Raw genomic sequence first — 26,980 nt, 5'->3', positions numbered from 1 at the left:
CCTCGACGCCCTGGAGCCTCCCGATGACCGCGCTGACCCGGATCCCCGAACTCGCCATGCCGCTGCCCGCCGACCTGCAGGGCTTCACCCTGACGCCGTCGGCCCAGTCGCCGCGCCTGCTGCAGATGACCTTCTCCCGCGAGGTGGTCACGGCCTTCGTCGAGGCCGTGGCCGAGTGGCCGGTGCAGGCACTGGAGTACAAGTCGATGCTGCGCTTCCGGGTGGCGAAGCTCCTCGACGACCTGTGTGGCAACACCCTGCAGCCGGTGCTGATCAATACCCTGGTGGACCGCGCGACCGGCGGACTGCAGGTGGTGCCCGAGGGCCTGGACGACGTGGCCCAGGCCGAGGAGATGGTCAAGTTCGCCACCGCCGTGGCGCACCTGATGGGGCGCTCCAACTTCGATGCCATGAGCGGCCAGTTCTATGCCCGCTTCGTGGTCAGGAACGTCGACGAGTCCGACAGCTACCTGCGCCAGCCGCATCGGGTGATGGAGCTGCACAACGACGGCACCTTCGTCGAGCAGGACACCGACTACGTGCTGATGATGAAGATCGACGAGCGGCACATGCAGGGCGGCGACTCGCTGCTGCTGCACCTGGACGACTGGGAGGACCTGGAGCGCTTCTATCGCCATCCGCTGGCGCACCGCGGGATGCGCTGGGCGGCGCCGCCCAGCAAGAACGTCGCCAAGGACGTCTTCCATCCGGTGTTCGACGTGGACCGCGAGGGGCGGCCGATCATGTCCTACATCGACCAGTTCGTGCAGCCGAAGGACTTCGAGGAGGGCAACTGGCTGTGCGATCTCTCCGAATCGCTGGAGGGCAGCGCGGCGACCCTGTCGGTGCCCAACCCGGTGGGTAGCTTCCTGCTGATCAACAACCACTTCTGGCTGCACGGCCGGGACCGCTTCACGCCGCACCCGGAGCTGCGCCGCGAGCTGATGCGCCAGCGTGGCTATTTCACCCATGCCGCGACGCGTCCCCAGCGTTGAAGCGGGCGGCGACGTCGAATCGCGCCCTGAGAGTATAAAGGGGCATGACCGGGCCACGCCGTCTCCGCGGCGTGGCCCTCGCTCATCGCAACGAGGACGGCATGTACGATTTCATCATCATCGGCGGAGGCATTCTCGGCATGTCCACCGCCATGCAGCTCAAGCAGGCCTATCCGGATCGCCGGATGCTGGTGCTGGAGAAGGAGCATGAGCCGGCCTGCCACCAGACCGGGCACAACAGCGGCGTGATCCACGCCGGGGTCTACTACACCCCGGGCAGCCTCAAGGCGCGCTTCTGCCTGGAGGGCAACCGCGCCACCAAGGCCTTCTGCGACGAACACGGCATTCCTTACGCCAGCTGCGGCAAGCTGCTGGTGGCCACCAATGACCTGGAGATGCAGCGCATGCAGGCGCTGTGGGAGCGCACCGAGGCCAACGGCCTGGAGCGGGAGTGGCTGTCGGGGGGCGAGCTTAAGGAGCGTGAGCCCAACATCACCGGCGTCGGCGGCATCTTCGTGCCGTCCAGCGGCATCGTCGATTATCGGGCCGTGACCCGTGCGATGGCGGCCGAATTCGAGCGGATGGGCGGTGACATCCGCGTTGGCGCCGAGGTCACCGGGCTCCAGGAACGACGCCAGGAAGTGGTGGTGACGACCGCTGCCGGCGAGTTCAGCGGGCGCTATCTCGTGACCTGCTCGGGGCTGATGGCCGATCGAGTGGTGCGCATGCTGGGCCAGGACCCGGGGTTCACCATCTGCCCCTTCCGCGGCGAATACTACCGGCTGCCCGAGCGTCACAATGCCATCGTCAATCACCTGATCTATCCGATTCCGAACCCGTCGATGCCGTTTCTCGGCGTGCACCTGACGCGCATGATCGACGGTTCGGTCACCGTGGGGCCCAACGCCGTGCTGGCCTTCAAGCGCGAGGGGTATCGCAAGCGCGACGTCTCGCCGGTCGATCTGGCGCGGATGTTCACCGATCCCGGCATCCTGCGGGTGCTGGGGCGCAACCTGCGCCCGGGGCTCAAGGAGATGAAGAACTCGTTGCACAAGCGTGGCTACCTGGAGCTGGTGCGCAAGTACTGCCCGAGCCTGACCCTCGATGACCTGGAGCCCTATCCGGCCGGGGTACGTGCCCAGGCGGTGTCGCGGGACGGCAAGCTGGTCGACGACTTCCTGTTCGTCAACACGCCACGCACGGTGAACGTGGGCAACGCCCCGTCGCCGGCGGCCACCTCGGCGCTGCCGATCGGTGCGCATATCGTCGGCAAGGTGAAGGAGCTGGTCGGCGAGTGAAGGCGGCGTTGAAAGGTGGACCCTGGCCTGCGCGCAGGAAGCGCTAAAGTAGTCGCCGTATCGACGTTGGTGGTGTGGCCCCGCCGCGCGGGGACTGCTAGCGTTTTTCCAGGCGCGCCGGCCAGTTATCGACCGAGCCGGCATCGCTCGAACAAGCACAACAATTCCCTCGAATCGTCTGTAGGAGGCTTCATGAGCGCACTCAAGACGGCCCTCGCCGCCACTCTGCTGGTGGCGGCCCCCGCGGCCCTGGCCCAGCAGCAGCTGTCCATCGCCACCGGCGGCACCGGCGGCACCTACTATCCCTACGGCGGCGGCCTCGCCGAGCTGATCAACGAGCACGTCGAGGGCTTCGACGCCGTGGCCGAGGTCACCGGCGCCTCGGTGGAGAACATGGGGCTGGTCTGGCGCGGCGACTCCGACCTGGCGCTGGCGCTGGCCGACACCGTCTATCAGGCCTACAACGGCACCGGCGACTTCGAGGGCCGTCAGCTCGAGAACATCCGCGCCCTGGCGTCGATCTACCCCAATGCCGTGCAGATCGTGACCATGGCCGATTCCGGCATCGAGTCGCTCTCCGACCTGGAAGGCAAGGTCGTCTCGGTGGGCGCGCCGGGCAGCGGCACCGAGATCAACGCCAGCACCCTGCTGGAGGCCAACGGCATCACCTACGACGACATCGACGCTCGCCGCCTCAACTTCAACGAGACCGCCGACGCCATCCGCGACGGCGACATCGACGCCGGCTTCTGGAGCGTGGGCCCGCCCACCAGCTCGATCATGAATCTGGCCACCACCCGCGACATCCGCCTGATCGGCCTCTCCGACGAGGAGATCGCCAACGCCCAGGCCGAGGAACCGGTGTTCGCCGCCTATGAGCTCAAGTCCGGCCTCTACGAGGGCATGGAAGAGGCGGTGCAGACCATCGGCATCCCCAACGTGCTGGCGGTGAGCAGCGAGATGGACGAGGAGCTGGCCTATCGGATCACCCAGACGCTGTTCGAGCACACCGATCAGCTGATCGCCATCCATCCGGCGGCCAACGACACCACCGTCGACTTCAGCGTCGAGTCCACGCCGATCGCCTTCCATCCCGGCGCGCTGCGTTACTACGAGGAAGTGGGCGCCGAGATCGCCGACCGTCAGCGTCCCTGAGGGGCGCCGCGATGAGGTGTTCGATGACCCCGGGGCGAGCCGTCAGGCTCGCCCCGTCGTCGTGGCGAGTGTGGGTCAACGCCCTGCTGGCGGCGCTGCTGCTCGGCGGGCTGGCGCCGCCGGCGCTGGCCGACTGCCCCAGCCATGAGCTGACGGTCCGCGACGCCGAGCACCGGCCGCTGGTACGCCTGCCGATGCCGGAAGGCGAGGGCTGGTGCCTGGCCTGGAACCATTCGGTGGAGGGTTTCACCGTCCACGACTGCTATCGCAACGTCGCCGGACACATGGTGCTCCAGCGCAGCCACCTGCCGGACTTCGCCGCCGGCCTCGACCACATTCCCGGCCGCGGCCGCCAGGTCTCCGACGGTCGCGGCGGCTACTGGATCGAGGCCATCGACGAGCCGGTGCCCGGCGATGCCTACCGGCTTCGGGTCGGGTCGCCGCGCGTCGATCATCGCCTGGTCGGTCGCCCCGGAGGCGCGCCGCTGGCGACCCTGCTGGACGCCGCCCGGGACTGCGACGCCGGCGGAGGGTATCCCGATGCGGCCGAGTCGCCGGTGGTCGTGAGCCTGAGCGAGCTCGCCGCCAACGAGCGGGTGACGCTGGCCCTGGAGGCCGCGATGCCCGACGACGAGGGCGCCTGATAATGAACGACCTGCACCGTCGAGCAACTTCTGGCTTTCATCCAACTTCAAGAAGAGAGACACGCCCATGAGCGAAGCGGGTGCTTCCCCCATCGTCCCCGGCAGCCAGGCGCCGCACTCGCGCCCGGTGCTGTGGCTGATCAGCCTGGTGGCCGTGGCGCTGTCGCTGTTCCAGCTCTACTCCGCCGGCATCGAGCCGCTGGGGCTCTTCTACCAGCGCAGCATCCACCTGGCGCTGATCATGATGCTGGCGTTCCTGATGTTTCCGGTGTTCGGCGCCCGGCACGGAAGGGGGCCCCTGGGCGGGGCGATCGACCTGGCGTTTTTCGCTGGGGCGGTGATCACCGGCGGCTACATGGCGCTGTATCTCGACGAGATCATCAATCGCGCCGGTTTCTGGAGCCAGACCGACATCACGGTCGGCATCATCGCCACCGTCACCGTGCTGGAAGCCAGCCGCCGGGCGGTGGGGTTCGGCATGACGGTGATCGGCGTGCTGGCGATCCTCTACGCCTTCTCCGGCCCCCGCGGCGAGCTGCCCTGGCTCGGCGAATGGCTGCCCGGCATCCTCGAGCACCGCGGCTACGGGCTGGATCGCCTGGTCGGCCAGCTCTACCTGGGGCAGGAGGGCATCTTCGGGCTGCCCATGGGCGTGGCGGCGACCTATATCTTCATCTTCGTGCTGTTCGGCGCCTTCCTCGAGATCACCGGCGCCGGCAAGTTCTTCATCGACCTGGCCTACGCCGCCACCGGTCGCCAGCGCGGCGGGCCGGCCAAGGCGGCGGTCATCGCCTCGGCCGGCATGGGCTCGATCTCCGGCAGCGCCATCGCCAACGTGGTGACCACCGGTGCCTTCACCATCCCGCTGATGAAGCGCCTGGGCTACAAGCCCCACCAGGCCGGCGGCATCGAGGCGGCGGCTTCCACCGGCGGCCAGATCATGCCGCCGCTGATGGGCGCCGGCGCCTTTTTGATCGCCGAGTACACGCGGATGCCCTACCTGGAGGTGGTCAAGGTCAGCATCCTCCCGGCCATCATGTACTTCGGCACCGTCTATCTGTTCGTGCACATCATCGCCCTGAAGCAGGGCATGCAGGGCATGGCCAAAAGCGAGTTGCCGCAGCTGCGCGACGTGATGGGCGCCGGCTGGCACTTCCTGCTGCCGCTCGCGGTGCTGGTGTGGCTGCTGGTGATGAACATGTCGCCGATGCGGGTGGGCTACTACGCCATCCTCACCATGCTGGCGGTGGCGGCGCTGCGCTTCGCGGTGTGGTTCTTGTTCGTCGCGCCCAGGCGCGGCGAGCCGGTCACCGGGGCGGCGCTGGTCCAGGCGCTGAAGCTCGGTGCGCTCAAGGTGATCGAGGGGCTGGAGCTCGGTGCGCGCAATGCCGTGGCGGTGTCCATGGCCTGCGCCGTGGCGGGCATCATCGTCGGGGTGGTGGGCCTCACCGGGCTGGGGCTCAAGTTCTCGGCCATGATGATGGCGTTCTCCGACGGCAACCTGCTGCTGGCGCTGGTGATGGTGCTGCTGGCCAGCCTGGTGCTGGGCATGGGGCTGCCGGTGACCGCCAGCTACATCGTGCTGATCGTGCTGGTGGGCCCGGCGCTGACCTCGGAGTTCGGCGTGCCGCTGCTGATCGCCCACCTGGTGGTGTTCTGGTATTCGCAGGATTCCAACGTCACCCCGCCGATCGCGCTGGCGGGCTTCGCCGGGGCGGCGATCGCCGGGGCCAGGCCGATGGACACCGGCTTCCAGGCCTGGAAGTTCGCCAAGGGGCTCTACCTGATCCCGCTGTTCATGGTCTTCAATCCGGAGATCATCATGGGCGGCCCGCTGCCGCTGCTGGCCTGGACGACGCTGACCGCCTTCCTGGCGCTGGGCGCCTTCGCCGCCGCCCTGGAGGGCTACCTGTTCACGCGCATGTCGACACCGGTGCGGCTGGTGCTGCTGCCGGCCATCGTCGGGGTCTTCTACCCGAGCCTGATCGCCGAGGCCGCCGGCGCGGCGGTGATGGTGCTGGCGCTGGCCGGGAACTGGATCGCCAGCCGACGGGAGACCGCCGTGGCCGGTTGAGGGCTTTCCCGGCGGCCGGACACTTGGCCGACGACAGACGGCCCCGCCCGGGCGATCCGGGCGGGGCCGTGTCATGGAGCGCGATGGCTTATTGAGTCGACTGGGTGTCGTCCTCCATCATTTCCTCCACCTCTTCGTGCGCCTCCTCGGCGGCCTCTTCGGTCGCGGCGGCGGCGTCCTCGGCGGTTTCCTCGGTCGCCTCGGCGGCATCACCGGCGGCGTCCTGGGTCGCGTCGACCGCATCGCCGGCGGCGTCCTGAGTCGCATCGGCGGCATCGCCGGCGGCATCCATGGCATCACCGGTGGTGTCGGCCACGGCATCGCCGGCCTGGTCCACGGCGTTCTCGGTGTCTTCCAGCGCCTGGCCGGCGATGGAACCCTGGCTGGCCACCGGCTCCAGGCTCACGGTGATCGGTGCCTGCTCGGCGTCCGGGCCGACCTCGACCTGATGGCGTTGGGTGGTGGTCCACAGCAGATTGCCCTCGTCGTCGCGGATCTCGGCGCGCACGGCGTGGGCGTGGCCCGGATCGACCTGATCGGTCGTGTAGTCGAGACCGAACTCGACCGGGTCGTTGCCGGTCACGTCGACGGTGGTCTCGCTGATGGTGGTGGCCGGCGCGTCGGCGCGGGCCACGTCGAGCAGGCTGACGGTGACCTGGGCATCGTCCGGCAGCGGCGTATCGGTGGCGACGAACTCCAGCACGCCCTCGAGGGTCCTGCTGGCCTGCTGCTCGTCGTTCTGGGACGCCTGTTCGCTGCCGGTCGTCTGTTCGGTCTGGGTGGCGGTATCGGCCGCGTTCTGTTCGCTGTCGTCGGCCTGGTCGCAGCCGGCCAGCGCCAGGGTGCCGGTCAGGGCTGCCGCAATGAAAAGTTGACGCTTCATGGTCGGTCTCCTTCAACACGTGTGCCGTGTGGGGGTGTGTGGTCGCGTCCCTGTCGACCGCTTCGATCATCACCCTATCAAGCTAATCTGCAGGAAGCTTGAAACCCGCTGTCGCCTGGTGGCGACATTGGGGCCGCAGGGAGGGATCGAATCGGGACGACCTGCCGCGATCGCCCCCTTTCCCGGCGCTGTGGGAGAGGTAGGCGCGTCGCGGCTCTGTTAGAATAGCGGGTTCCCGATTTTCATCATCCGCCCGCGGCGTGCGCTGCGAGGTGGCGTCATTCCCGTTTTCAGGAGCCCAGGATGACAGCATCGAACGAGACGCCGCGGGTCGGCGTGATCATGGGGTCGAAGTCCGACTGGCCGGTCATGGAACATGCGGTGACCATGCTCGAGCGCCTCGGCGTGCCCTACGAGACACGCGTCGTCTCGGCCCACCGCACCCCGGACCTGCTGTTCGACTACGCCAAGTCCGCTGCCGAACGCGGCCTGCAGGTGATCATCGCCGGCGCTGGCGGCGCGGCCCATCTGCCCGGCATGGTGGCCTCCCAGACCGCGTTGCCGGTGCTCGGCGTGCCGGTGGAGTCCAAGGCCCTCAAGGGGCTGGATTCGCTGCTGTCGATCGTGCAGATGCCCGGCGGCATCGCCGTGGGTACCCTGGCCATCGGCAAGGCCGGCGCCACCAACGCCGGCCTGATGGCGTCCCAGATCGTCGGCCTGCAGGATGCCGAGGTGCGCGAGGCCGTGGAGGCCTTCCGCGCCGAGCAGACCCAGACGGTGCTGGACAATCCCGACCCGCGCCCCCTTCCCTGACCGCGAGCGACGAGCGAGGCAACCACGATGAACATCGGCGTACTCGGAGCCGGCCAGCTCGGCCGGATGCTGGCCCTGGCGGGCTATCCGCTGGCCAACCGCTTCACCTTCCTCGACACCACCGGCCACCCCAGCGCGGGCATCGGTGACGTCATGATCGACACTGACCAGAAGCACCTCGAGAGCTTCCTCGAGAAGGTCGATCTGGTCACCTACGAGTTCGAGCACCTGCCGGTGGCGCTGGTCCAGGCGATCGAGGAGCGCAAGCCGGTCTACCCCGGCAGCGAGGCGATCCGCGTCTGCCAGCACCGCGCCGAGGAGAAGGCGCTGTTTGATCGCCTGGCCATCCCGACCCCGGCCTATCGCCTGGTGGACAGCGCCGAGGCGCTGGAGGCCGCGGCGCGCGAGCTGGGCACGCCGGTGGTCGCCAAGTCCGTCACCGAGGGCTACGACGGCAAGGGCCAGGCGGTGATCAAGGACCCGGCCGATGCGGCCGAGGCCTGGCGTTCGATCAACCACCCGCGGCTGATCGTCGAGGCCTTCGTCGACTTCGTGCGCGAGGTGTCGATCATCGCCGTGCGCGGTCGCGACGGCGAGGTGGCCTTCTACCCGATGGCCGAGAACGTCCACGTCGACGGCATCCTGCGCTACTCCGTGGCGCCGATGCCGGACCTGGACGACGCCGTCCAGCAGACCGCCGACGGCTACATCCGTGCGCTGCTCGACGAGCTCGACTACGTCGGCGTGCTGACCCTGGAGCTGTTCCAGACCCGCGACGGCGGCCTGCTGGCCAACGAGATGGCACCCCGGGTGCACAACTCCGGCCACTGGACCCAGGACGGCGCGGTGACCAGCCAGTTCGAGAACCACCTGCGCGCCATCCAGGGCCTGCCGCTGGGCAGCACCGCCGCCCGCGCGCCGACCTGCATGGTCAACGTCATCGGCCGCGAGGGCGAGGCGGCGAAGCTGCTCGAGATCGACGACGCCCACCTGCACCGTTATGACAAGGGCGAGCGCCCCGGCCGCAAGTTGGCCCACGTCAATCTGGTGGCGCCGACCTTTGATGCGCTGCTGGAGAAGGTCCGCGCCTGTGCGGCCCTGCTGCCCGACGCCCCGGCGCCGAGCTTCAGCTTCGAGTGAGGCCTCGCCTCATCGGCTGAAAGGAAAAGGCCGCGCCCCTCGGGCGCGGCCTTTTACGTTATCCGGTGTCATCCCATGATCAGCACACTGGCCAGCCCACCGCCGCCCACCAACAGCGCGAACAGGATCAGCGCCAGCAGGAAGGGCTTCGGCCCCAGGGCGCGCAGCCGGGAAAGGCGCGTCTCGAACCCCAGCGCCGCCATGGCCATGGTCAGTGCCAGCTGGCCGAGCTGCACCAGGGCCGCGTGCAGCGGGGCGGGCAGGGCGACCAGGCTGTTGAACGCCACCATGGCCAGGAAGCCGAAGGCGAACCAGGGGATCACCAGGCCGCCGCGATCGCCGTCTTCGGCGTCGCCGTCCTGGCGCTGTTGCCACCACTGGCCGACGATCAGCAGGAAGGGCACCAGCAGCATCACCCGCACCAGCTTGACGATCACCGCGTTGGCCAGCGCCTCCGGACCCACCGCCTCGCCGGCGGCCACCACCTGGGCGACCTCGTGGACGGTGGCGCCGATGTAGATGCCGAACAGGCCCTGCGGCAGGTCCAGCAGCGAATAGAGCAGCGGGTAGACCAGCATCGCCAGCGAGCCGAACAGCACCACCGTGGCCACGGCCATCGAGGTAGCGGCCGGGCGCGCACGGATGGTCGACTCGGTGGCCAGTACCGCGGCGGCGCCGCAGATCGCGCTGCCGGCGCTGGTCAGCAGCGCGGTGTCGCGGTCGAGCCCCAGCAGTCGGGTGCCGATCCCGTAGCCGCCGGCCAGCACGCCGGCGATCACCAGCGTGTCCAGCACCAGCACCTTCGGCCCCAGGCCGGCCACCTGCTGCAGCGTCAGCGAGAGGCCGAACAGCACGATGCCGCCACGCAGCAGACGGCGGGTGGCGAAGGCGAGCCCGGGGCCGGTCTGGCTCAAGTGGCGGGCGAGGGGCAGATTGCCGGCCACGATGCCCAGCAGCAGCGCCGGCACCAGCGGGCTTACGCCGGCCTCGGCGAGCATCGGCAGCCGCGAGAGCGCGGTGCCGCCGAGAGTCAGCAGGGCGCAGAGGGCGAGGCCCGGCCACAGGGCTTCGCGCATCGGGGCGGTGGGGAAGGAGACGTTGTTCATGGCGCCCATGCTATGCCCTAATAGCGCTAATGGTTATCAGCTGATAACGAAACTGCTTTTCGGAAAAACCGATATGTCGCCCCAGGTCAGCTTCCGCCAGCTCCAGGTCTTCGCCAGCGTCGCGCGTCTCGGCACGGTCAGCGCCGCCGCCGAGGCGCTGTCGCTCTCCCCGTCGTCGACCAGCCAGGCGCTGGCCGACCTGGAGCGTCAGCTCGGCGTGGCGCTGTTCGAGCGCCCCGGGCGGCGGCTGGTGCTCAACGAACTGGGGCGCGGCCTGCTGCCCCGGGCCGAGGCGCTGCTCGACGACATGGCGGGCTTCGTCGCCGCGGCCCGTGAGCCGGAAGGCGAGCTGCGCGGCACGCTGGACGTCTCGGCCAGCGCCACCGTGGGCACCTACCTGCTGCCCGGCCTGGTGGGGCGTTTCAGCGAGGCGCATCCTCGCGCCGATCTACGCCTGCGGCTGCGCAACACCCACGAGGTCGTGGGCGATGTGCTGCGCCTGGAGGCTGACCTGGGGCTGATCGAGGGCGAGTGCCGCGAGCCGGCGCTGGTCAGCGAGCCCTGGTGCGAGGATCGTCTGGTGGTAGTGGCCGCGCCCGGCCACCCGCTGGCGAGTCGCGGCGACCTCGAGGACGGCGATCTTGCCGAGGCACCCTGGATCCTGCGCGAGCCGGGCTCCGGCACCCGCGAGGTGTTCGAGCAGGCCATGCGCGATCTGGGCCTGACGCCCCGGGTGCGCATATCGCTGGGTCAGCACGAGGCGATCAAGCAGGCGGTGCTGGCGGGGCTCGGGCTCGGCTGCCTGTCGGCGCTGAGCGTGGCCGGCGAGCGCGAGCGCGGCGAGCTGGTGGCGCTCGACAGCCGGCTGGTGCTGTGCCGCACCTTCTCGCTGGTGTGGCATCCCGAACGCTACCGCAGCCCGCTGTGGCAGGCCTTCAAGGTGTTCCTCGTCGAGTCTCGGGGCGATGGCTGAAGCCGAGAACCGCTTTCTTGATCTGACCCCGCAGCGCCATCGCGAGGCTGGCATACACTGAAGGCCGGGCGAGGGCAGCGGCCCGGTGTGCCTTCCAGCGGGCCAACGGCACGCGAACAGGGACGGAGAAGGACAGGACGCGATGCCAGGACGAAGGAGAGGGACATGCTCCCGGTCGTGAACGATCTGCCGCCCGCGGCGGCGGCGCTGATCGTGCTGGGCGGGCTGCTGGCCTCCAGCATCTTTGCCGATGCCGTGGCGAGCCGTACCCGGCTACCGCGCATCTCGCTGCTGGTGCTGGTCGGGCTGAGCGTGGCGATCGTTCAGCAGCTGGTGCTGGGGCTGCCTGCCGGTCGCCTCCTCGACGGTCTCGGCGAGCCGCTGGTCCAGGTGGCCCTGGTCATGGTGGCCTTCCTGCTGGGAGGCGAGCTGACCCTGGCGCGCCTGCGAACCACCGGCCCGCTGATCCTGATCGTCTCGCTGTCGGTGGTCGGGGTCGGCGCCCTGGCGGTGGGACTGGGGCTATGGGCGCTGGGATTCCCGTTGGCGGTGGCCGTCTCGCTGGCGGCGATCTCGGTGGCCACCGATCCCGCCGCCGTCCAGGAGAGCATTCATGCCAGCGGCGACACTCGGCTGCGGGCCCGCCTGCTGCTGGGCATCGTGGCCATCGACGATGCCTGGGGCATCCTGGTCTTCGGGCTGGCCATGTCGGTGCTGGGCTGGGGCCTTCAGGGGGCGGCCGGTGGCGAGCACCTGCTGCTGGAGGCGGTCTGGGAGCTGGGCGGGGCGCTGCTGCTGGGTGCCGTCATCGGTCTGCCCGCGGCCTGGCTGACCGGGCGCCTGGCGCCGGGACAGCCGACCCAGGTCGAGGCCATCGCCCTGATCCTGCTGCTCGCCGGCCTGTCGACCTGGCTCGGCGTTTCCTCGCTGCTGGCGGCCATGGTCACCGGCATGCTGATCGCCAACCTGTCTCGCCACCATACCCGCTCGTTCAGCGAGATCGAGCACATCGAATGGCCCTTCCTGGTGTTCTTCTTCGTGCTGTCCGGCGCCAGCGTCGATCTCTTGCACCTTCACGAGGCCCAGGGCCTGATCCTGGCCTATCTGGCGCTGCGGCTGGCGGGGCGCCTGCTCGGCGGGATGCTGGGCGTGCGGCTGGCCCGGGTCCGCCAGGCCGACCTGCCCCGGGACATCGGCCTGGCCCTCACGCCCCAGGCCGGGGTGGCCATGGGCATGGCGCTGCTCGCGGCGGAGCGCTTTCCCGAGCATGGCACGCTGCTGCTCTCGACGGTGGTGGCCTCGACCCTGGTGTTCGAGACCGTCGGGCCCATGCTGGTACGACGGGTACTGCGAGAAGCAAGCTAGGCCGGTGGCGGGGCGAAAGGGCGTCAGACGAGCGCCAGCCATAGCGCGATGGCCGCGAAGTGCGCGGGATACCAGGCCAGCCAAAGGCGGCGCGGCATGGTGAAGGGCACCCGCGGCGAGAGCCGGTGGGCGCCGGCGGCCAGCAGCAGCGCCACCAGGCAGGTGGCGACGGTGAAGGCCTTGGCCATCGGGGAGCTGTTCATCAGTCCGGCGGTGACCAGCACCGGCAGCGCCGACATCAGCCCCAACAGGCGCGCGTCCGGCGTCGCCGCGGGCGCGTGCAGGCGCTGCATCGCCAGCATGTAGAGCGGGATCATCAGCAGGCCCAGATGCCCATACTCGACGACCGGGCCCGCCAGCGCCCACACCGCCAGGGCGGCGATCGCCTCGGCGGTCATCTGCCAGGCGGCGAGACCGCGCGCCCGCCGTGCCGGCAGGTTCAGCAGCCAGGCGCCGCCGATCAGGCCCAGCGACAGCGTGAAGCAGATATTGAGGATCAGGCCGTCGATATCCCGGGGCATCAGCGCATAGGGCAGCTGGGCGACCAGGCCGATCACCAGCACGCGGCGGGCGTAGCGCAGCGGATCGCGGGTGTTGAACAGCCCGTGCCAGGCGACCATGGCGGCGAACAGCGGGAAGGCGATGCGCCCCAGTGAGGAGTCGATCCAGTCCAGTCCCCAGGCCTCGGGCACCGCGTAGCGCGACAGATGGTCGAGGGTCATGGTGATCAGCGCCAGCCACTGGCCCCAGCCCGTCCAGGCCGAGGAAGGGCGAGCGACGCCGGCATCGGCGTTGGCAGCGAGGGACATCGCGATCTCCTTGTCATGGGTGACCCTTCCGATGACCGGCGTGTGGCGAGCGGGTTCGGCACGTGGCGCTGGCTTGTCGATTTCCTGCACAAGGTGTCGCCGACCGGCATCGAGGCAAACGCCGGCCACGCCGGCTTGTCTCACGTATTGCCTATAGTCACTATAGGGAGCATTTCTGCCGACAACGTCCATATCGGAGCCTGCTCATGAAGATCGGCGAACTGGCGCGGCGCACCGACTGCCGCGTCGTCACCATCCGCTACTACGAGCGCGAGGGGCTGCTGCCCGAGCCCGCTCGCAGCGAGGCCAACTACCGCCTCTACGGCGAGGCCCACGTCGAGCGACTGGCCTTCATCCGCCGCTGCCGGGCGCTGGACATGACCCACGACGAGATCCGCGCGCTGCTGGAGTGTCATGATCACCCAGACCAGCCTTGCCGTGACGCCGATGCACTGATCGATGCCCACCTCGATCATGTGGCCGCCCGCATTGCCCAGCTGCAGGCCCTGGAGCGCTCGCTCAGGACGCTGCGGAGCCGCTGCCAAGGGCAACGCCTGGCCGCCGAGTGCGGCATCCTCGACGCCCTGGCGCACCCGCCGGAAGACGCCGCAACCAACGCGCCGGCCGACGACGAGCATGTGCCGGGGGTGCATCCGCGGCTGTGAATGGGGTCGGCGCGGCAGCACGTTCCCCTGAAACGCCAGCGGCCCCGACTCTGTCGGGGCCGCTGGCGTTTCTTGGCCTGGCGCCCGGTGTGTCCCGGCGCCGGCTCTCTGGATGCCTGACTCGCTGAAGTACTTACTCGCTGAAGTACTTGGCCTCGATCTCGTCGTAGGTGCCGTTGGCCTTGAGCGTGGAGAGCGCTTCGTTGAAGGCCTCGGCCAGCTCGCCGTCACGCTGGCGGAAGGCGATGCCGAAGCCTTCGCCGAAGTATTCCACCGGCTCGCTGATCTTCTCGCCGACGGTCTTGTAGTCGCCGGCCTCGCTGTCGATCAGGGTGGACTTGCCGATCGGGAAGTCGAGGAAGGCGATGTCCAGGCGGCCGGCATCCATGTCCAGCACCATGTCGTCGGCGGTGGCGTAGCGGTTCACGTCGGCCACGTCGCCGTACATGTCGGTGACGTAGTTGTCCTGCAGGGTACCGCGCTGCACGCCGATGGACTTGCCGTCCAGGGACTCGGCGTCCGGCGTGACGATCTCGCTGTCGGCCGGGGCGAACCAGGCGGAGGGCGGGGTGATGTAGGGGTCGGAGAACAGCACCTGTTCGCGACGCTGCTCGTTGATGGTCATCGAGGACATGATGGCGTCGTACTTGCGCGCCTGCAGCCCGGGGATGATGCCATCCCAGCCCTGGACGACCCATTCGCACTGGATGCCGATCTCGGCGCACAGGGCATTGCCCAGGTCGATGTCGAAGCCGGTCAGCTCGCCGTCCGGGGTGCGGTATTCCATCGGCTCGTAGGGCACGTCGACGCCGATGCGGATGTCGCGGACGTCGGCACTGGCGGTGCCGGCGATCATGGCGGCGCTCAGCACGCCGAGGCTCAGGATCTTCTGAAACTTCATGGAGGGACTCCCCTTGTTGTTGATGGTCACACCTTGTGGGCGGCGACTCTGGGATGATGACCCGCCCACCTTAGCGGAAGGCCGGGCGGGTCGAAAGCGCAGGAACGAACGTTGGTTCCCAACGTTCGTTTGACGCTTGCCTCAGCCGCCCGCCGGCTTGAGGTGGGCGAGCAGCCGATTCTCCAGGCGGCGGAAGACATAGATGATCGTGAAGGTCAGGCACAGGTAGATCGCCGCCACGAACAGGAAGGCATCGAAGGGCGCGTAGAAGCGAGCATAGACGAAGCGGGCCGCGCCGGTGAGGTCCATCAGCGTCACCACGCTGGCGATGGCGCTGGCGTGGAGCATGAAGATCACCTCGTTGCCGTAGGCCGGCAGCGCGCGCCGGAAGGCGCTGGGCAGCACGATGCGCCGCATCATCAGCGCCCAGGACATGCCGTAGGCCCGGGCCGCCTCGATCTCGCCCCTGGGCGTGGACTTGATCGCGCCGCGGAAGATCTCGGTGGTGTAGGCCCCGGTGTTCAGGGTGAAGGCGATCAGCGCCGGCACGAAGGGCTTCTCGAGGATCACCCACAGCCAGGTCTCCTGGATGCCCTCGACGAACACCACGCCGTAGTAGATCAGGTAGAGCTGCACCAGCAGCGGCGTGCCGCGGAACACATAGCAGTAGAAGAAGATCGGCAGCCGCACCCAGGCGTGCTTCGAGCCGCGGCCGATGGCCAGCGGCACCGCCAGCACCAGGCCGATGATCAGCGACAGGAAGACCAGCTGGACCGTGGTGACCAGGCCGTCGCCATAGTAGGAGAGCGTCTGCAGGGTGAAGATGCTGTTGTCGGCCAGCTGCGTCTCGAGCCAGTTCATCAGGGCGTCCATCAGTTCGCCTCCCCGTAGCCGATGTCATAGCGCTTCTGCAGGCGAGCGAAGCCCCATTCGGAGACGCTGGCGATCAGCAGGTAGATGACGGCGACGATGATCATGAAGGTGAAAGGCTCGCGGGTCGCCTTGGAGGCCTCGGAGGCCACGCGGACCATGTCGGAAAGCCCGATCACCGACACCAGGGCGGTGGTCTTGAGCAGCACCATCCAGTTGTTGGACAGGCCGGGCAGGGCGTGGCGCATCATCTGCGGGAAGCGGATGCGGCGGAACACCAGCCAGGGGCGCATGCCGTAGGCGCGGCCGGCCTCGATCTGGCCGCTGTCCACGGCCATGAAGGCGCCACGGAAGGTCTCGCCCATGTAGGCGCCGAAGATCAGGCCGATGGTGACCACGCCGGCGACGAACTCGTTGACGTTGATGAAGATGTCGACGTCGAACTGGTAGTAGAGCCAGTCGGTGACCATGTTGATGCCGATCTGGCCGCCGAAGAACAGCAGCATCATCAGCACCAGGTCCGGCACGCCTCGGATGACGGTGGTATAGAGGGTGCCGAGCTGGCGCAGGCCCCAGTGGCGGGACATCTTGGCGCTGGCGGTGGCGAGCCCCAGCACGATGGCCAGGAGCAGCGACAGCACCGCCAGCTCGACGGTGATCAGGGCGCCTTCGAACAGGCGCGGGCCGTAGCCGTGCAGATCGATCATGGGTGATCTCCTCGTGCGGGCGCCTTAGTGCTTGGGTGCCAGGAACTGCTTGAGACGCTCGGAGCGCGGATTGCCCAGCACCTGCTCGGGCGGCCCGGCTTCCTCGACCTGGCCCTGGTGCAGGTAGACGACCTGGGTCGAGACGTCGCGGGCGAAGGCCATCTCGTGGGTGACCACGATCATGGTGCGGCCTTCCTCGGCCAGGTCGCGCATGACCTTGAGCACATCGCCGACCAGCTCCGGGTCGAGCGCCGAGGTCGGCTCGTCGAACAGCATCACCTCCGGGTCCATGGCCAGCGCCCGGGCGATGGCGCCGCGCTGCTGCTGGCCGCCGGAGAGCTGGGCGGGGTAGTAGTCGGCGCGCTCGCCCAGGCCGACCCGCTTGAGCAGCTCGCGGGCGTGCTTGATGGCGTCCTGCTTCGACTTGCCGAGCACGTGCACCGGGGCCTCGATGACGTTCTCCAGCAGCGTCATGTGGGCCCACAGGTTGAAGCTCTGGAAGACCATGGAGAGCCGGGCGCGCATGGCCACGACCTGCTTCCAGTCCGCCGGCTCGCGGCCGTGCTTGGTCTCCTTGAAGCGGATCGGCTCGCCGTGGACGATCAGCTCGCCCTCGTCGGGCTGCTCGAGCAGGTTCATGCAGCGCAGGAAGGTGCTCTTGCCGGAGCCGGAGGCTCCGATCAGGGTGATGACGTCGCCCTTGTGGGCCTGCAGGGAGAGCCCCTTGAGGACGTCGTTGTCGCCGAAGCGCTTCTTGATGTTGCGCACTTCCAGCGGAATCGGGGTGTCGGCCATGGAAAAGGCTCCAGTTCGAAGGGATCACCTGGGCGCTGCCGGAAATCGCACCGGCGACGCGACTTCGGGCAGGGCCCCAGAGACCGTTCGAGACGGTCCGGCGTGAAAAAGGGGGCGATTCTACCAGTCTCGACCGTGAACGGCAGGCCTTCTTGCCTCTCCGTTCGTTCAACCTTGGTCCGATAGTCAGCTGGCATCCTGCCAGCCCGGTAGTGCCGCTCAGTCGGTCTCGTCCGGCGGCGCGACCGCGCTGACCAGCAGGGCGGCGCGGGCGCCGATCTCGACGGCGGCGTTGGGGAACACCACCCGCAGCGGCGTCTCGCCGACCGTGAAGGCGCCGTCGACCGCATCCTCGGCCAGCCGGGTGCCGGGGGCGAACTCGGTGAAGTTGGGCGTATCGTCGGCGAAGCACAGCCGGAAGTCCTCGGCATGGCGCTTGAGCTCGTGTTCGACGCGGAAGAAGGCCATGTCGGCCGTCGGGCGTTCCGCCGGGGGGCGGTTCTCGACCAGCGCCGCGAGCAGCGTACCCATGGGCGCCAGGGGCGCCAGGTCGTTCTCGCCGAAGGGCAGGGCGCGGCCGAGCTCCAGGGTGAAGGCCGCCGCGCCGTGGTAGTGCTTCGAATAGTGGGAGAAGGTCCAGCTGTGGGTGTGCTGGTGGAGCACCGCCTGGATGTCGGCACCGGCCAGCCAGCGCCACTGCTCGTCGGGCGTGGCGGCCTCGGCGAAGGGTTCCACGGCGAAGCGCGGATACTGGCTGTCGCGGATCGCGGTGTGCAGGTCGTGGTGGATCCGGCGGCGCCCGCTGTGGTGCGTGAAGAAGGCGTCGACCGCGGTCATCAGCTCGCGGGCGCGGTCCGCTTCATGGCCCTCGGCGTCGAGGCCGCGGCGGAACAGCCGGTTGAGATTGGTCTCGACGAAGCGCGTGCCGGCCCGGATTGCCTCGAGGTTGCCCAGGATCACCAGCGTCGGGGCGCCGAGCGTCAGTCGGCCGGCCTCCAGCCGCGCCAGCAGGTCGCCGAGCAGCTCGATAGGGGCGGTCTCGTTGCCGTGGATGCCCGCCGAGATGACCAGCGCCGGGGCCGTGGGCGACGGCGCCGCGGGCAGGAGCTCGAGCAGGCCGGGGCCGAGGATGCGGTAGCGGCCGCCGGGCAGCGCGCCCCCGTTGGCGGGGGGGGCGCCGTCCAGGGTGGTGGAGAGCCACTCAGCCAGCATGTCGACCTCGCGGAATCGGCGGATGGGCGGCGGCCTGTCGGGCCGATGGCACCGTGATGCGGGGCATGGGGCAGAATCCTTGTTATATCGTTGTGAAGACGGAGTCTGGCCTTACCTTCCGGTGCCACGACGGCCGCCGCAAGGCCGGCTGTCGATTTGATGAAAAAGCCCGGTGCCTGAGTGAAAAGCCGGCGCCCGGCCATCGGGGCCGGGCGCCGGATGAACGGTGCGCCGCGAGCGCGCGTCGAGAAGCCTGTCGTGGCGGGGTCAGGCGCCGCGGGCACCGGTGTAGAGGGTGTAGACGGAGCGGCTGGCGGTCATCATCAGCCGGTTGCGGTCCTCGCCGGCGAAGCAGACGTTGGCGCAGACCTCGGGCAGCAGGATGCGGCCGAGGCGTTCGCCCTCGGCGGTGAAGATGCTGACGCCGTCCTTGCCCTCGCCGCCGGAGGTGCCGACCCAGAGGTTGCCGTCCTCGTCCACGGCCATGCCGTCGTAGCCTTCGCCCTGGCCTTCCACCAGGCGCTTGCCGTCCGATACGCCCTTGCCGTCCTCCGCGAGCGTGAAGCGGAAGATGGCGGCGGGCTGGTCGGGGTAGTGCGAGGGCGCGGTGTCGGTGACGTAGAGCGTGCGCCGGTCCGGGCTCAGGCCGATGCCGTTGGGCTTGTAGGGCGCGGTGGTCAGGCGCAGAGGCTCGTCCAGGGTGTCATCGACGTAGTAGACCGCCGGCTCGATCTCCAGCTCGCGCTTGTGGCCCTCATAGTCCACGTGGGCGCCATAGCCGGGATCGGTGAAGATGACGCCGCCGCCGGGCAGGGTGACCAGGTCGTTGGGGGCGTTGAGGCGCTTGCCCTGCCAGCCGTCGGCCAGCACGGTCATGCCGCCGTCCCATTCATAGCGCACCACCCGGGCCGGGGAGTGCTCGCAGGCGATCAGCCGGCCGCGGTCGTCGAAGGCGTTGCCGTTGGAGTGGCCGACCTCGTGGCGCAGCACGCTGACCGTGTCGCTGGCCTCGTCCCAGCGCATCTGGCGAGCGCGGGGAATATCGCTGAACACCGCGTAGCGGCCCACGGCGTTCCAGGCCGGCCCCTCGAGCCACAGCCCGCCGCTCCAGATCCGCTCCAGCGGCGAGTTGAACAGCATGTAGCGCTCGAAGCGCTCGTCGAGCACCTGCCAGCAGTCGTTAGGATAGCGCGCGGGTGGCTCGGCGCGGGCGAACAGCGAGGGCGAGCCCGCCGCGGCGGTCAGGGCGGCGGTCCCGGCCAGGAACTGACGGCGTCCTATCGTCATATGTCACCTCATGTGAAGCACGTTTGTTGTTCGGAGTGCGTCCATGAGGATGGCCTGAAGCCTATGTATGTGTAACTACGACGAACGTATGTTGTACATTTTTGCGGGGCGCACGATCAGCTCTCGCGGCGCCACGGTGCGCAGGCGGTCTCGCCCTGTTCCACCTCGATCAGCTCGTCCACCGGGAAGTCCAGCGCCTCGGCGCGCTCGACCAGGGCGCGGTAGGTGTCCGGGGCCAGCTCTGGGGTGCGCGAGAGAATCCACAGGTAGTCGCGGTCGGGGCCGGCGACCAGCGCCCAGTCGTAGTCGTCGGCCAGCGCCAGCACGTTGTAGCCGGCATAGAAGGGGCCGAAGAAGCTGACCTTGAGCCGACCCTGGCCGGGTTCGCCGATCGGATAGGCCTTGCCCTCGGCGACGTCGACCTCGCCGGCGTCCAGGTCGACGCCGCGGTTGATCACCCGGATGCCGCCGTCGTCGCGGCGGGCGTAGTCGGCGGTGACGCAGTCCAGGCCCTCCTCGAAGGAGTGATCGAAGCGGGCGATCTCGTACCAGCGGCCCAGATAGCGCTCGGCGTCGAAGCCGTCGACCGGCTGGGTGCCCTGGGGGATGCCGGTGCAGGCGGCGAGCCCGAGCGGCAGCAGGGCGGCGCCGAGCAGCGCCCGGCCGCGGTCGGGCAGTGAATAGCGCGGGAAACGTCGGGTGGCGGTGGGCATCCTGGCCTCCTTGGGGGTGTCCGATTCCCTGCCAGCATAGGGCCGGCGCGGCGGCGTGTCAGCCGTCGCGCCGGCCTGTTCAGCGCTGATTCAGCCCCGGTTCTGGCCCGATTCAGGCGTCGGCGGCGATGCGCTCGGCGATGGCGCGGCCCAGGCCCTCGGTGGTGCCGTGGCCCTTGAGATCCGGCGTCAGGGTCCCGGCGTCGCCCGCGGCGAGCACCGCCTCGATGGCGGCAAGGATGGCCGCACCGGCCTCCGGTTGGCCCAGGTGCTCGAGCATCATGGCGCCGGACCAGATCTGGCCGATGGGGTTGGCGATGCCACGTCCGGCGATGTCCGGGGCGCTGCCGTGGACCGGCTCGAACAGGCTCGGGAAGGTGCCCTCGGGGTTGATATTGGCCGAGGGGGCGACGCCGATGGTACCGGTGCAGGCCGGGCCCAGGTCGGAGAGGATGTCGCCGAACAGGTTGCTGGCCACCACCACGTCGAACCAGTCCGGGTGCAGCACGAAGTTGGCGGTGAGGATGTCGATGTGGAACTGGTCGACCTCGACCTCCGGGTAACGCTCGCCCATGGCGGCCACGCGTGTGTCCCACCAGGGCATGGTGATGGCGATGCCGTTGGACTTGGTGGCCGAGGTCAGCTTCTTCCGTGGGCGGGTCTGGGCCAGGTCGAAGGCGTACTTCAGCACCCGGTCGACGCCGGTGCGGGTCATCACCGTCTCCTGGATCACCACCTCGCGCTCGGTGCCCTCGAACATGGTGCCGCCGACGCTGGAGTACTCGCCCTCGGTGTTCTCGCGCACCACGTAGAAGTCGATGTCGCCCGGTTTGCGACCGGCCAGCGGACTCTCGATGCCCGGCAGCAAGCGGCAGGGGCGCAGGTTGACGTACTGGTCGAACTCGCGGCGGAACTTGAGCAGCGAGCCCCACAGCGAGACGTGGTCCGGCACCGTCTCGGGCCAGCCGATGGCGCCGTAGTAGAGGGCGTCGAAGCCGACCAGGGTCGAGTGCCAGTCGTCGGGCAGCATCTGGCCGTGCTCGAGGTAGTAGTCGCAGCTGGCGAAGTCGAAGGCCTCGAAGGTCAGGTCGAGGTCGAAGCGGCGGGCGGCGGCCTCGAGGGCGCGCAGGCCCTCCGGCATGACTTCCTTGCCGATGCCGTCACCGGCGAGCACGGCGATACGCTGGGTCATGGGAACTCCTGTCGGGGAATGAGCGTTCACCCAGTCTAGCGGCGGACAGGGCGGAGATAATCGGGGTAATATTCAAGCCATTATTGAGTTCAGGTGGAGAATGCGGTGACGCCCCTCGACGATCTGGCCTTCTTCCAATGCCTCGCCCGGGCCGGCAGCCTGACCGCCACCGCCCGCGAGCTCGGGCTGTCGCTGTCGGCGGTGAGCAAGCGCCTGCAGCGGCTCGAGGCGCGCCTGGGCGTGTCGCTGGCGGCACGCACCACCCGGCGCCTGACGCTGACCGCCGAGGGCGAGCGCTATCTGGCCCGCGGCGGGGCCATCCTCGACGATCTGACCGAGCTCGAGGAGACTCTCGGCGATCATCGCGCCGAGCTCTCCGGGCCGCTGCGCATCAACGCCACCTTCGGCTTCGGGCGCCGCCACGTGGCGCCGCTGCTGTCGGCCTTCCGCGCCCGGCATCCGCGCCTCGAGGCGAGCCTGGAGCTGACCAATTTTCCGCTCGGCCTGGCCGACCAGGGCATCGACATCGGCATCCGGGTCGGCGAGCCGCCGGACTCGCGGCTGGTGGCCCGGCGCATCCTGGCCAGCCGGCGCGTGCTGTGTGCGGCGCCGCGCTACGTGGCGACGATGCCGCCGCTCAACGAGCCGGCCGACCTGGTATGCCACTCCTGCCTGGTGCTGCGAGAGATCGCCAGCGACTACGCGGTGTGGCGCTTCGAGCGCCGCGACGCGCCGAACGAGGAGCGTGCGGTGAAGGTCACCGGCCCCATGGCCAGCAACGACGGCGAGGTGATCCGCGGCCTGGCCCGGGACGGCCATGGCATCGCCCTGCGCTCCTGGTGGGACGTGCACGAGGATCTGGTGGCGGGGCGACTGGTGGAACTGCTGCCCGACTGGCAGGGCGTGCGCGCCGACTTTCATGCCGTGTATGATCGGCGCCGCCACGTCCCGCTGCGGATTCGCGCCTTCATCGCCTATCTTGAGCAGGAGATGCCGGGACGCGTCCCGGCTCGGGAGGGGCTTTTGGAAACCCGGCAAGGAGTGTCGCCACCGTGAATGTGTTGATGTTCACCAACACCTATCTGCCCATCGTCGGCGGCGTCAGCGAGTCCGTGCAGCGGCTCAAGCGCCAGCTCCAGGCCACCGGCCACAAGGTGCTGGTGGTGGCCCCGCGCCTGGAGGGACAGCCGGACTTCGAGGCCGACGTGGTACGGGTGGCGGCGGTCCAGCACTTCAACGGCAGCGACTTCTCCCTGCCGGTGCCGATTCCCGGTCAGCTGTATGACGCCATCGAGGCCTTCGAGCCGGATCTGGTGCACACCCATCACCCCTTCCTGCTCGGCGACACCGCCGCCCGGGCCGCCGAGACCTACGGCCTGCCGCTGGTGTTCACCCACCACACCCTCTACGAGCACTACACCCACTACGTGCCGGGCGACTCGCCGCGCATGCAGCGCTTCGCCGTGGCGCTGGCGACCCAGTACACCTGGCTGTGCGACGCCGTGATCGCGCCCAGCGAGAGCATCCGCGACCTGCTGCTGGCGCGCGACGGCAATCCCGAGATCCGCGTGGTGCCGAGCGGCGTGGACACGGCGCGTTTCACAGACGGCAATGGAGCCGGCTGCCGGGAAGCGCAGGGCATTCCCGAGGGCGCCTACGTGATCGGCCATCTGGGACGGCTGGCCCACGAGAAGAATCTCACGTTCCTGGCCGAGGCCGTGTGCCGGGCGCTGGGCGCCCGGCCGGAGGCCCACTTCCTGGTGGTCGGGGACGGCGATGCGGCCGAGGGTATGGCCATGGTCGCCGAGGAATGGGGCGTGGACGAGCGCGTCCACTTCACCGGCCGCCTGCAGGGCCAGGCGCTGATCGACGCCTATCACGCCATGGACGTCTTCGCTTTCGCCTCCCACAGCGAGACCCAGGGCATGGTGGTGGCCGAGGCCATGGCCGCGGGCCTGCCGGTGGTGGCGGTCGAAGCGCCGGGCGTGGTGGAGGTGGTGGCGGACGAAGAGAACGGGCGGCTGCTGGCCGAGGACGACGCCGAGGCCATGGCGGCGGCCCTCGACGAGCTCGGTGACCCGGCGCGGCGCCTGCCGCTGCATCACGGTGCCCTGGCCACCGCCGCGGACTACGACGAGCGCCTGTGCGCCGAGCGCTGCCTGGCCGTCTACCGGCGGGCGATCGCCAGCGGCGGGCCCTTCACCCACGCCGACGACGGCGGCTGGGATCGCGTGCGCGGCCGGCTGGGCGCGGAATGGCAGATGCTGCGCTATCGCGGGCGGATCCTGCGCCACCTGGTGCAGGAGGAGTGGGAGCAGGAACGGCCCTCCTGGTGGCCCGGCAACCGCTCCGACGAGCCCGAACTGCCCTCGAAATGAGCTGCCCTCCAAGTGAATTGCCTTCCAGACTGGCGGCCTCGACTCGGGCCGCCCGGCCCAGGCCTCAGCGCCGCCGGCGGCGTTCGGCCCAGCGCTTGAGCCCGTAGAGCAGCGCCACGCCCAGCACCAGCCCGCCGAGGGCCATGACCACGTCCTTGCGGCTGTCGGCGGCGGCCAGCTCGCCGAGCTGGCTGCCGAGCAGCGTCACGCCGGCGAGCCCCGGCAGGATGCCCAGGGTCGAGCCGATCATGTAGTCGCGAAAGCGCAGGTGGAAGGCCCCGGCCATCATGTTGGTCAGGGTGAAGGGCGCCAGCGGCAGCAGGTTCACCAGCGTCATGGTGCGGATGCCGCGCCCCGAGAGGTAGCGCGACAGGCCCTTGAGGCGCTGGCCGCCGTGGCGCAGCAGGGCGTCGCGGCCGAGCTTGCGACCCACCCACCAGGTCAGCACCGAGGCGGCGAGGGTGCCGGCCAGCGCGTAGCCGAAGCCCCACCAGGGGCCGAACAGCAGCCCGGTCAGCGCCACCAGCAGGCTCAGCGGGAACATCACCAGCGAGGCACCGGCGTAGACCGCCATCACCACCAGCACCGCCCAGGGCGCGTCGCGCCAGGCCACCGAGCCCTTGGCCAGCGCCATCAGGCTGTCGACGGTGAGCAGGTCCTGCATGGCCAGCCACTGCCACAGCAGGCCCAGGACGACGAGAAGGGTAAGGGTCAGGGCGACGACGCCGAGGGATCGGGACATGGGGCAGGGGTTCCTGGTCAGCTCAGGCCACAGCATACGGCAGTGACGCCATGGCCCAAAGCCTCGTGCCGCCCCGCCGCGGCTCGTGAGCGTCGGCGGGGCGGCGCATCGACGCCTCAGCCCTGGCGCGCCAGCACCCGCAGGCGGGACTCGCACAGGTCGAGGTCCAGGTAGGTGCCCTGGAGATGGCGACGGCCGCTCTCCGGATTGAAGGCGAGGCGCCCGTGCAGCACCCGGCGGTTGTCGAAGGCGACCATCTGGCCCGGGGCCAGGGCGAATTCGAGCCGGTTGTCCGGGTCCTGGGTCAGCTGCCAGAAGGCGCGGTAGGCGTCGTACCAGGCGTCGATCTGCTCCAGCGGCAGGCGCAGGGTGTCGCGGATCCAGTTGTTGAGGCGCACCTCGGTGACGTTCCCGGCCGTATCGAGCGACAGCAGCGGGGCGGTCAGCACGATGTCGTGCTCCTCGTCCTGGAAGCGGAAGTCGATCGGCGTCTCGGCGAGGCGGCGAAACGCCTCGGGATCCTGGCGGCGCAGCTTCTCGGCCGCGGCGAAGCCGTCGACGAAGGTCGACTCGCCGCCCTCGGCGTCGTTCTCCAGGCAGTAGAGCAGCTGGATGTCCGGCGGATGGCGCCAGTTCGGCAGGTCGGTGTGCAGCGCCAGGCCGATGGCGGTGTAGGCAGCGTTGTTGGGGTTGGGCTTGGAACGCACGTCGAAGCGGGCGCCGAAGTTGGTGGCGCGCAGCGGGCCGATGCGACCGGCCAGGCGGCTGACCTCCTCGTCGGCCAGCGGGCCGTCCTCGAGCAGCACCAGGCCGTCGCGCAGCAGGGCGGTCAGCCAGGCGCGCTCGCCCTCGGCGCCGGCCACGAAGTCGGCGTGGGCGACGCGCACGGGGCGGAAGTCCTCGCGCCAGGGCCGGCGGGTCGGCACGGCATCCGGGCGTGTCTGGCCGGGGCGGCGCTGTTGCAGCCAGCCGGCGTCGAAGCGGCTGACGTGGCCGTCGGCCCAGGTCAGCGTCAGGTTGCCGTCCTCGAGGCGCACCTCGGGCGTGTCCGGCACCTCGAGGCCCATGTAGAGGCGCTCGCGGGTCATCGGATGGCGGCACTCGGCGCAGGCGCAGTGGTCGCGCAGCCAGGTCAGCGGGAAGGCGGCGCGTTCGCCGTCTTCCCAGGACAGGGTCAGGCGGGCGCCGGCGGCACTGGCCTCGACCAGGCCGGGGCCGCCGGCGTGGTCGTCGAGTTCGGCCATGGGCACGCTGGGGCGCGCCTCGGCGGTCGGCGTATCGGTCATGATCGGCTCCTTCATCGTTAATGCGCTAATGGTGACGGCTGGGCGGAGGCGCGACAAACGATTAATCTGGCGCCTATGACCCCAAAAAATTTATGTCAGACTTTTCCATGAAGCCCCTTCCTCCCCTGCTGTGGCTGCAGGCCTTCGAGGCCGCCGCCCGCACCCTGAGCTTCACCGCTGCCGGCCACGAGCTCGGTGTCACCCAGGCCGCGATCAGCCAGCGCATTCGCCTGCTCGAGGATCGCCTGGGCCAGCGACTGTTCGTGCGTCATCCGCGCAGCCTGAGCCTGACCCCGGCGGGCCAGGCCTGGCTGCCAAGCCTGCAGGACGCCTTCACGCGGCTGGCCGAGGGCACCCGGGAGGTGTTCGGCGAGCCCGGCGAGTCGCCGGTGACCCTGCGCACCACGCCGGTGGTGCAGCAGAACTGGCTGGCCCCGCGGGTGGCGGCCTTTCGCGAGGCGCATTCCGAGATCGCGCTGCGCCTGGTCAGCGCCATCTGGCCGGACGACTTCGGCCCCGAGGGTGCCGATCTGGAGATCCGCTACGGCCGCGGCGACTGGCCGGGTGTGGAGGCGCTGTCGCTGGGTCAGGCGGTGATGGTGCCGGTATGCGCGCCGGCGCTGGCCGAGCGTTTCGCCACGCCGGCGGACCTGGCCGGCCATACCCTGCTGCATGCGGTGGGCTTCGCGGTGGGCTGGCCGGCCTGGCTGGAGGCGGTGGGCGCCGCGGGGCTGGGATCGCGCTGTGCCGCGCTGTCCTGCGACAACCAGATGATGACCCTGGCGCTGGCGGCCCGCGGCGCGGGCATCGCGCTGACCCATCGGCGGCTGATCGAGGAGCGCGACGACCTGGTGGTGGCCCTCGAGCTCCCGGTGGAGAGCGATGAGGGCTTCTGGCTGGTGCGCCCGGCCCGACGCCAGCCGCGCCCGGAGGCCGAGCGACTGTGGGGCTGGCTGGCGCAGGGGCTGGACGATTAA

The 26,980-nt window shown here is 69.6% G+C and carries 26 protein-coding genes; 13 read left to right on the top strand and 13 right to left on the bottom strand.

Annotated features, from left to right (window positions below; translation table 11 throughout):
* The first annotated feature begins 23 nt into the window (after positions 1-23).
* From glaH to C9J49_RS08885, 5 genes are all read left to right on the top strand, one after another.
* Positions 24-995, top strand: coding sequence for a glutarate dioxygenase GlaH (glaH, locus tag C9J49_RS08905; protein ID WP_107181273.1), 972 nt, complete (start codon positions 24-26; stop codon positions 993-995).
* Positions 996-1,096: 101 nt separating this feature from the next.
* A complete protein-coding gene (gene lhgO, locus C9J49_RS08900) occupies positions 1,097-2,293 on the top strand; it encodes an L-2-hydroxyglutarate oxidase (protein ID WP_046079432.1) in 1,197 nt (398 codons plus the stop codon).
* Between the two features lie 192 nt (positions 2,294-2,485).
* Positions 2,486-3,448 carry a TAXI family TRAP transporter solute-binding subunit gene (locus C9J49_RS08895; RefSeq protein ID WP_046079431.1) on the top strand — a complete coding sequence of 321 codons (963 nt, stop codon included), beginning with the start codon at positions 2,486-2,488 and terminating at the stop codon, positions 3,446-3,448.
* Positions 3,449-3,471: 23 nt separating this feature from the next.
* The gene (locus tag C9J49_RS08890) at positions 3,472-4,092 is read left to right on the top strand and encodes a DUF1850 domain-containing protein (RefSeq protein WP_181454270.1); all 621 of its coding nucleotides are present in this window, start codon (positions 3,472-3,474) and stop codon (positions 4,090-4,092) included.
* A 67-nt stretch (positions 4,093-4,159) separates the two neighbouring features.
* Complete coding sequence (locus C9J49_RS08885) at positions 4,160-6,166, top strand: TRAP transporter fused permease subunit (protein WP_107181272.1); 2,007 nt, start codon at positions 4,160-4,162, stop codon at positions 6,164-6,166.
* A gap of 88 nt (positions 6,167-6,254) precedes the next feature.
* On the opposite strand, the gene C9J49_RS08880 is transcribed toward C9J49_RS08885, so the two are convergent.
* Positions 6,255-7,049: a YbaY family lipoprotein gene (locus C9J49_RS08880; RefSeq protein WP_107181271.1), complete on the bottom strand. Its 795-nt coding sequence runs from the start codon at positions 7,047-7,049 to the stop codon at positions 6,255-6,257.
* A 303-nt stretch (positions 7,050-7,352) separates the two neighbouring features.
* On the opposite strand from C9J49_RS08880, the gene purE reads away from it, so the two are divergent.
* Together purE and C9J49_RS08870 are read left to right on the top strand one after the other, a co-directional pair.
* On the top strand, positions 7,353-7,862 hold the full coding sequence (purE, locus tag C9J49_RS08875) for a 5-(carboxyamino)imidazole ribonucleotide mutase (RefSeq protein WP_035593715.1): 510 nt from the start codon (positions 7,353-7,355) through the stop codon (positions 7,860-7,862).
* Positions 7,863-7,889: 27 nt separating this feature from the next.
* A complete protein-coding gene (locus tag C9J49_RS08870; RefSeq protein WP_035593713.1) occupies positions 7,890-9,002 on the top strand; it encodes a 5-(carboxyamino)imidazole ribonucleotide synthase in 1,113 nt (370 codons plus the stop codon).
* Between the two features lie 68 nt (positions 9,003-9,070).
* On the opposite strand, the gene C9J49_RS08865 is transcribed toward C9J49_RS08870, so the two are convergent.
* Positions 9,071-10,108, bottom strand: coding sequence for a YeiH family protein (locus tag C9J49_RS08865; RefSeq protein WP_258393857.1), 1,038 nt, complete (start codon positions 10,106-10,108; stop codon positions 9,071-9,073).
* A 73-nt stretch (positions 10,109-10,181) separates the two neighbouring features.
* Here C9J49_RS08865 and C9J49_RS08860 point away from each other — a divergent pair, with 73 nt between their 5' ends.
* A complete protein-coding gene (locus C9J49_RS08860) occupies positions 10,182-11,081 on the top strand; it encodes a LysR substrate-binding domain-containing protein (RefSeq protein WP_046079428.1) in 900 nt (299 codons plus the stop codon).
* 165 nt (positions 11,082-11,246) lie between these two features.
* The gene (locus C9J49_RS08855; RefSeq protein WP_046079427.1) at positions 11,247-12,446 is read left to right on the top strand and encodes a cation:proton antiporter; all 1,200 of its coding nucleotides are present in this window, start codon (positions 11,247-11,249) and stop codon (positions 12,444-12,446) included.
* Between the two features lie 23 nt (positions 12,447-12,469).
* Here C9J49_RS08855 and C9J49_RS08850 read toward each other — a convergent pair whose 3' ends face one another.
* Complete coding sequence (locus tag C9J49_RS08850) at positions 12,470-13,255, bottom strand: TraX family protein (RefSeq protein WP_046079426.1); 786 nt, start codon at positions 13,253-13,255, stop codon at positions 12,470-12,472.
* A 206-nt stretch (positions 13,256-13,461) separates the two neighbouring features.
* Here C9J49_RS08850 and cadR point away from each other — a divergent pair, with 206 nt between their 5' ends.
* The gene (gene cadR, locus C9J49_RS08845; RefSeq protein ID WP_107181270.1) at positions 13,462-13,920 is read left to right on the top strand and encodes a Cd(II)/Pb(II)-responsive transcriptional regulator; all 459 of its coding nucleotides are present in this window, start codon (positions 13,462-13,464) and stop codon (positions 13,918-13,920) included.
* A gap of 133 nt (positions 13,921-14,053) precedes the next feature.
* Here cadR and C9J49_RS08840 read toward each other — a convergent pair whose 3' ends face one another.
* From C9J49_RS08840 to C9J49_RS08805, 8 genes are all read right to left on the bottom strand, one after another.
* Complete coding sequence (locus C9J49_RS08840; protein WP_046079420.1) at positions 14,054-14,821, bottom strand: transporter substrate-binding domain-containing protein; 768 nt, start codon at positions 14,819-14,821, stop codon at positions 14,054-14,056.
* A gap of 141 nt (positions 14,822-14,962) precedes the next feature.
* Positions 14,963-15,694 carry an ABC transporter permease gene (locus C9J49_RS08835; protein WP_107181269.1) on the bottom strand — a complete coding sequence of 244 codons (732 nt, stop codon included), beginning with the start codon at positions 15,692-15,694 and terminating at the stop codon, positions 14,963-14,965.
* Positions 15,694-16,398 carry an ABC transporter permease gene (locus C9J49_RS08830; protein WP_107181268.1) on the bottom strand — a complete coding sequence of 235 codons (705 nt, stop codon included), beginning with the start codon at positions 16,396-16,398 and terminating at the stop codon, positions 15,694-15,696. The genes C9J49_RS08835 and C9J49_RS08830 overlap by 1 nt, the downstream gene beginning before the upstream one ends.
* 24 nt (positions 16,399-16,422) lie before the next feature.
* Positions 16,423-17,193, bottom strand: coding sequence for an ABC transporter ATP-binding protein (locus tag C9J49_RS08825; RefSeq protein WP_107181267.1), 771 nt, complete (start codon positions 17,191-17,193; stop codon positions 16,423-16,425).
* A gap of 219 nt (positions 17,194-17,412) precedes the next feature.
* Positions 17,413-18,405, bottom strand: a complete 993-nt coding sequence (locus tag C9J49_RS08820; RefSeq protein ID WP_107181266.1) for a succinylglutamate desuccinylase — start codon at positions 18,403-18,405, stop codon at positions 17,413-17,415.
* Between the two features lie 267 nt (positions 18,406-18,672).
* Positions 18,673-19,692 carry an SMP-30/gluconolactonase/LRE family protein gene (locus C9J49_RS08815; protein ID WP_046079417.1) on the bottom strand — a complete coding sequence of 340 codons (1,020 nt, stop codon included), beginning with the start codon at positions 19,690-19,692 and terminating at the stop codon, positions 18,673-18,675.
* 116 nt (positions 19,693-19,808) lie between these two features.
* Positions 19,809-20,405: a lipocalin family protein gene (locus C9J49_RS08810; RefSeq protein ID WP_046079416.1), complete on the bottom strand. Its 597-nt coding sequence runs from the start codon at positions 20,403-20,405 to the stop codon at positions 19,809-19,811.
* A gap of 112 nt (positions 20,406-20,517) precedes the next feature.
* Positions 20,518-21,597, bottom strand: a complete 1,080-nt coding sequence (locus C9J49_RS08805) for a tartrate dehydrogenase (protein WP_107181265.1) — start codon at positions 21,595-21,597, stop codon at positions 20,518-20,520.
* 105 nt (positions 21,598-21,702) lie between these two features.
* Between C9J49_RS08805 and C9J49_RS08800 the strand changes: the two genes are divergently transcribed.
* Both C9J49_RS08800 and C9J49_RS08795 read left to right on the top strand, forming a co-directional pair.
* Entirely contained in the window at positions 21,703-22,653 is a 951-nt protein-coding gene (locus C9J49_RS08800) for a LysR family transcriptional regulator (RefSeq protein WP_107181420.1), read from the top strand.
* Positions 22,650-23,975, top strand: coding sequence for a glycosyltransferase (locus tag C9J49_RS08795; protein WP_107181264.1), 1,326 nt, complete (start codon positions 22,650-22,652; stop codon positions 23,973-23,975). The genes C9J49_RS08800 and C9J49_RS08795 overlap by 4 nt, the downstream gene beginning before the upstream one ends.
* Positions 23,976-24,039: 64 nt before the next feature.
* On the opposite strand, the gene C9J49_RS08790 is transcribed toward C9J49_RS08795, so the two are convergent.
* A complete protein-coding gene (locus C9J49_RS08790; protein ID WP_035593688.1) occupies positions 24,040-24,717 on the bottom strand; it encodes a TVP38/TMEM64 family protein in 678 nt (225 codons plus the stop codon).
* 116 nt (positions 24,718-24,833) lie between these two features.
* A complete protein-coding gene (locus C9J49_RS08785; RefSeq protein ID WP_046079413.1) occupies positions 24,834-26,003 on the bottom strand; it encodes a TauD/TfdA family dioxygenase in 1,170 nt (389 codons plus the stop codon).
* Between the two features lie 107 nt (positions 26,004-26,110).
* Here C9J49_RS08785 and C9J49_RS08780 point away from each other — a divergent pair, with 107 nt between their 5' ends.
* Positions 26,111-26,980: a LysR substrate-binding domain-containing protein gene (locus tag C9J49_RS08780; protein ID WP_107181419.1), complete on the top strand. Its 870-nt coding sequence runs from the start codon at positions 26,111-26,113 to the stop codon at positions 26,978-26,980.

This window comes from Halomonas sp. SL1 (assembly GCF_003030865.2).
GTDB lineage: Bacteria > Pseudomonadota > Gammaproteobacteria > Pseudomonadales > Halomonadaceae > Halomonas > Halomonas halophila.
This window is presented reverse-complemented; position numbering and strand designations above follow the sequence as displayed.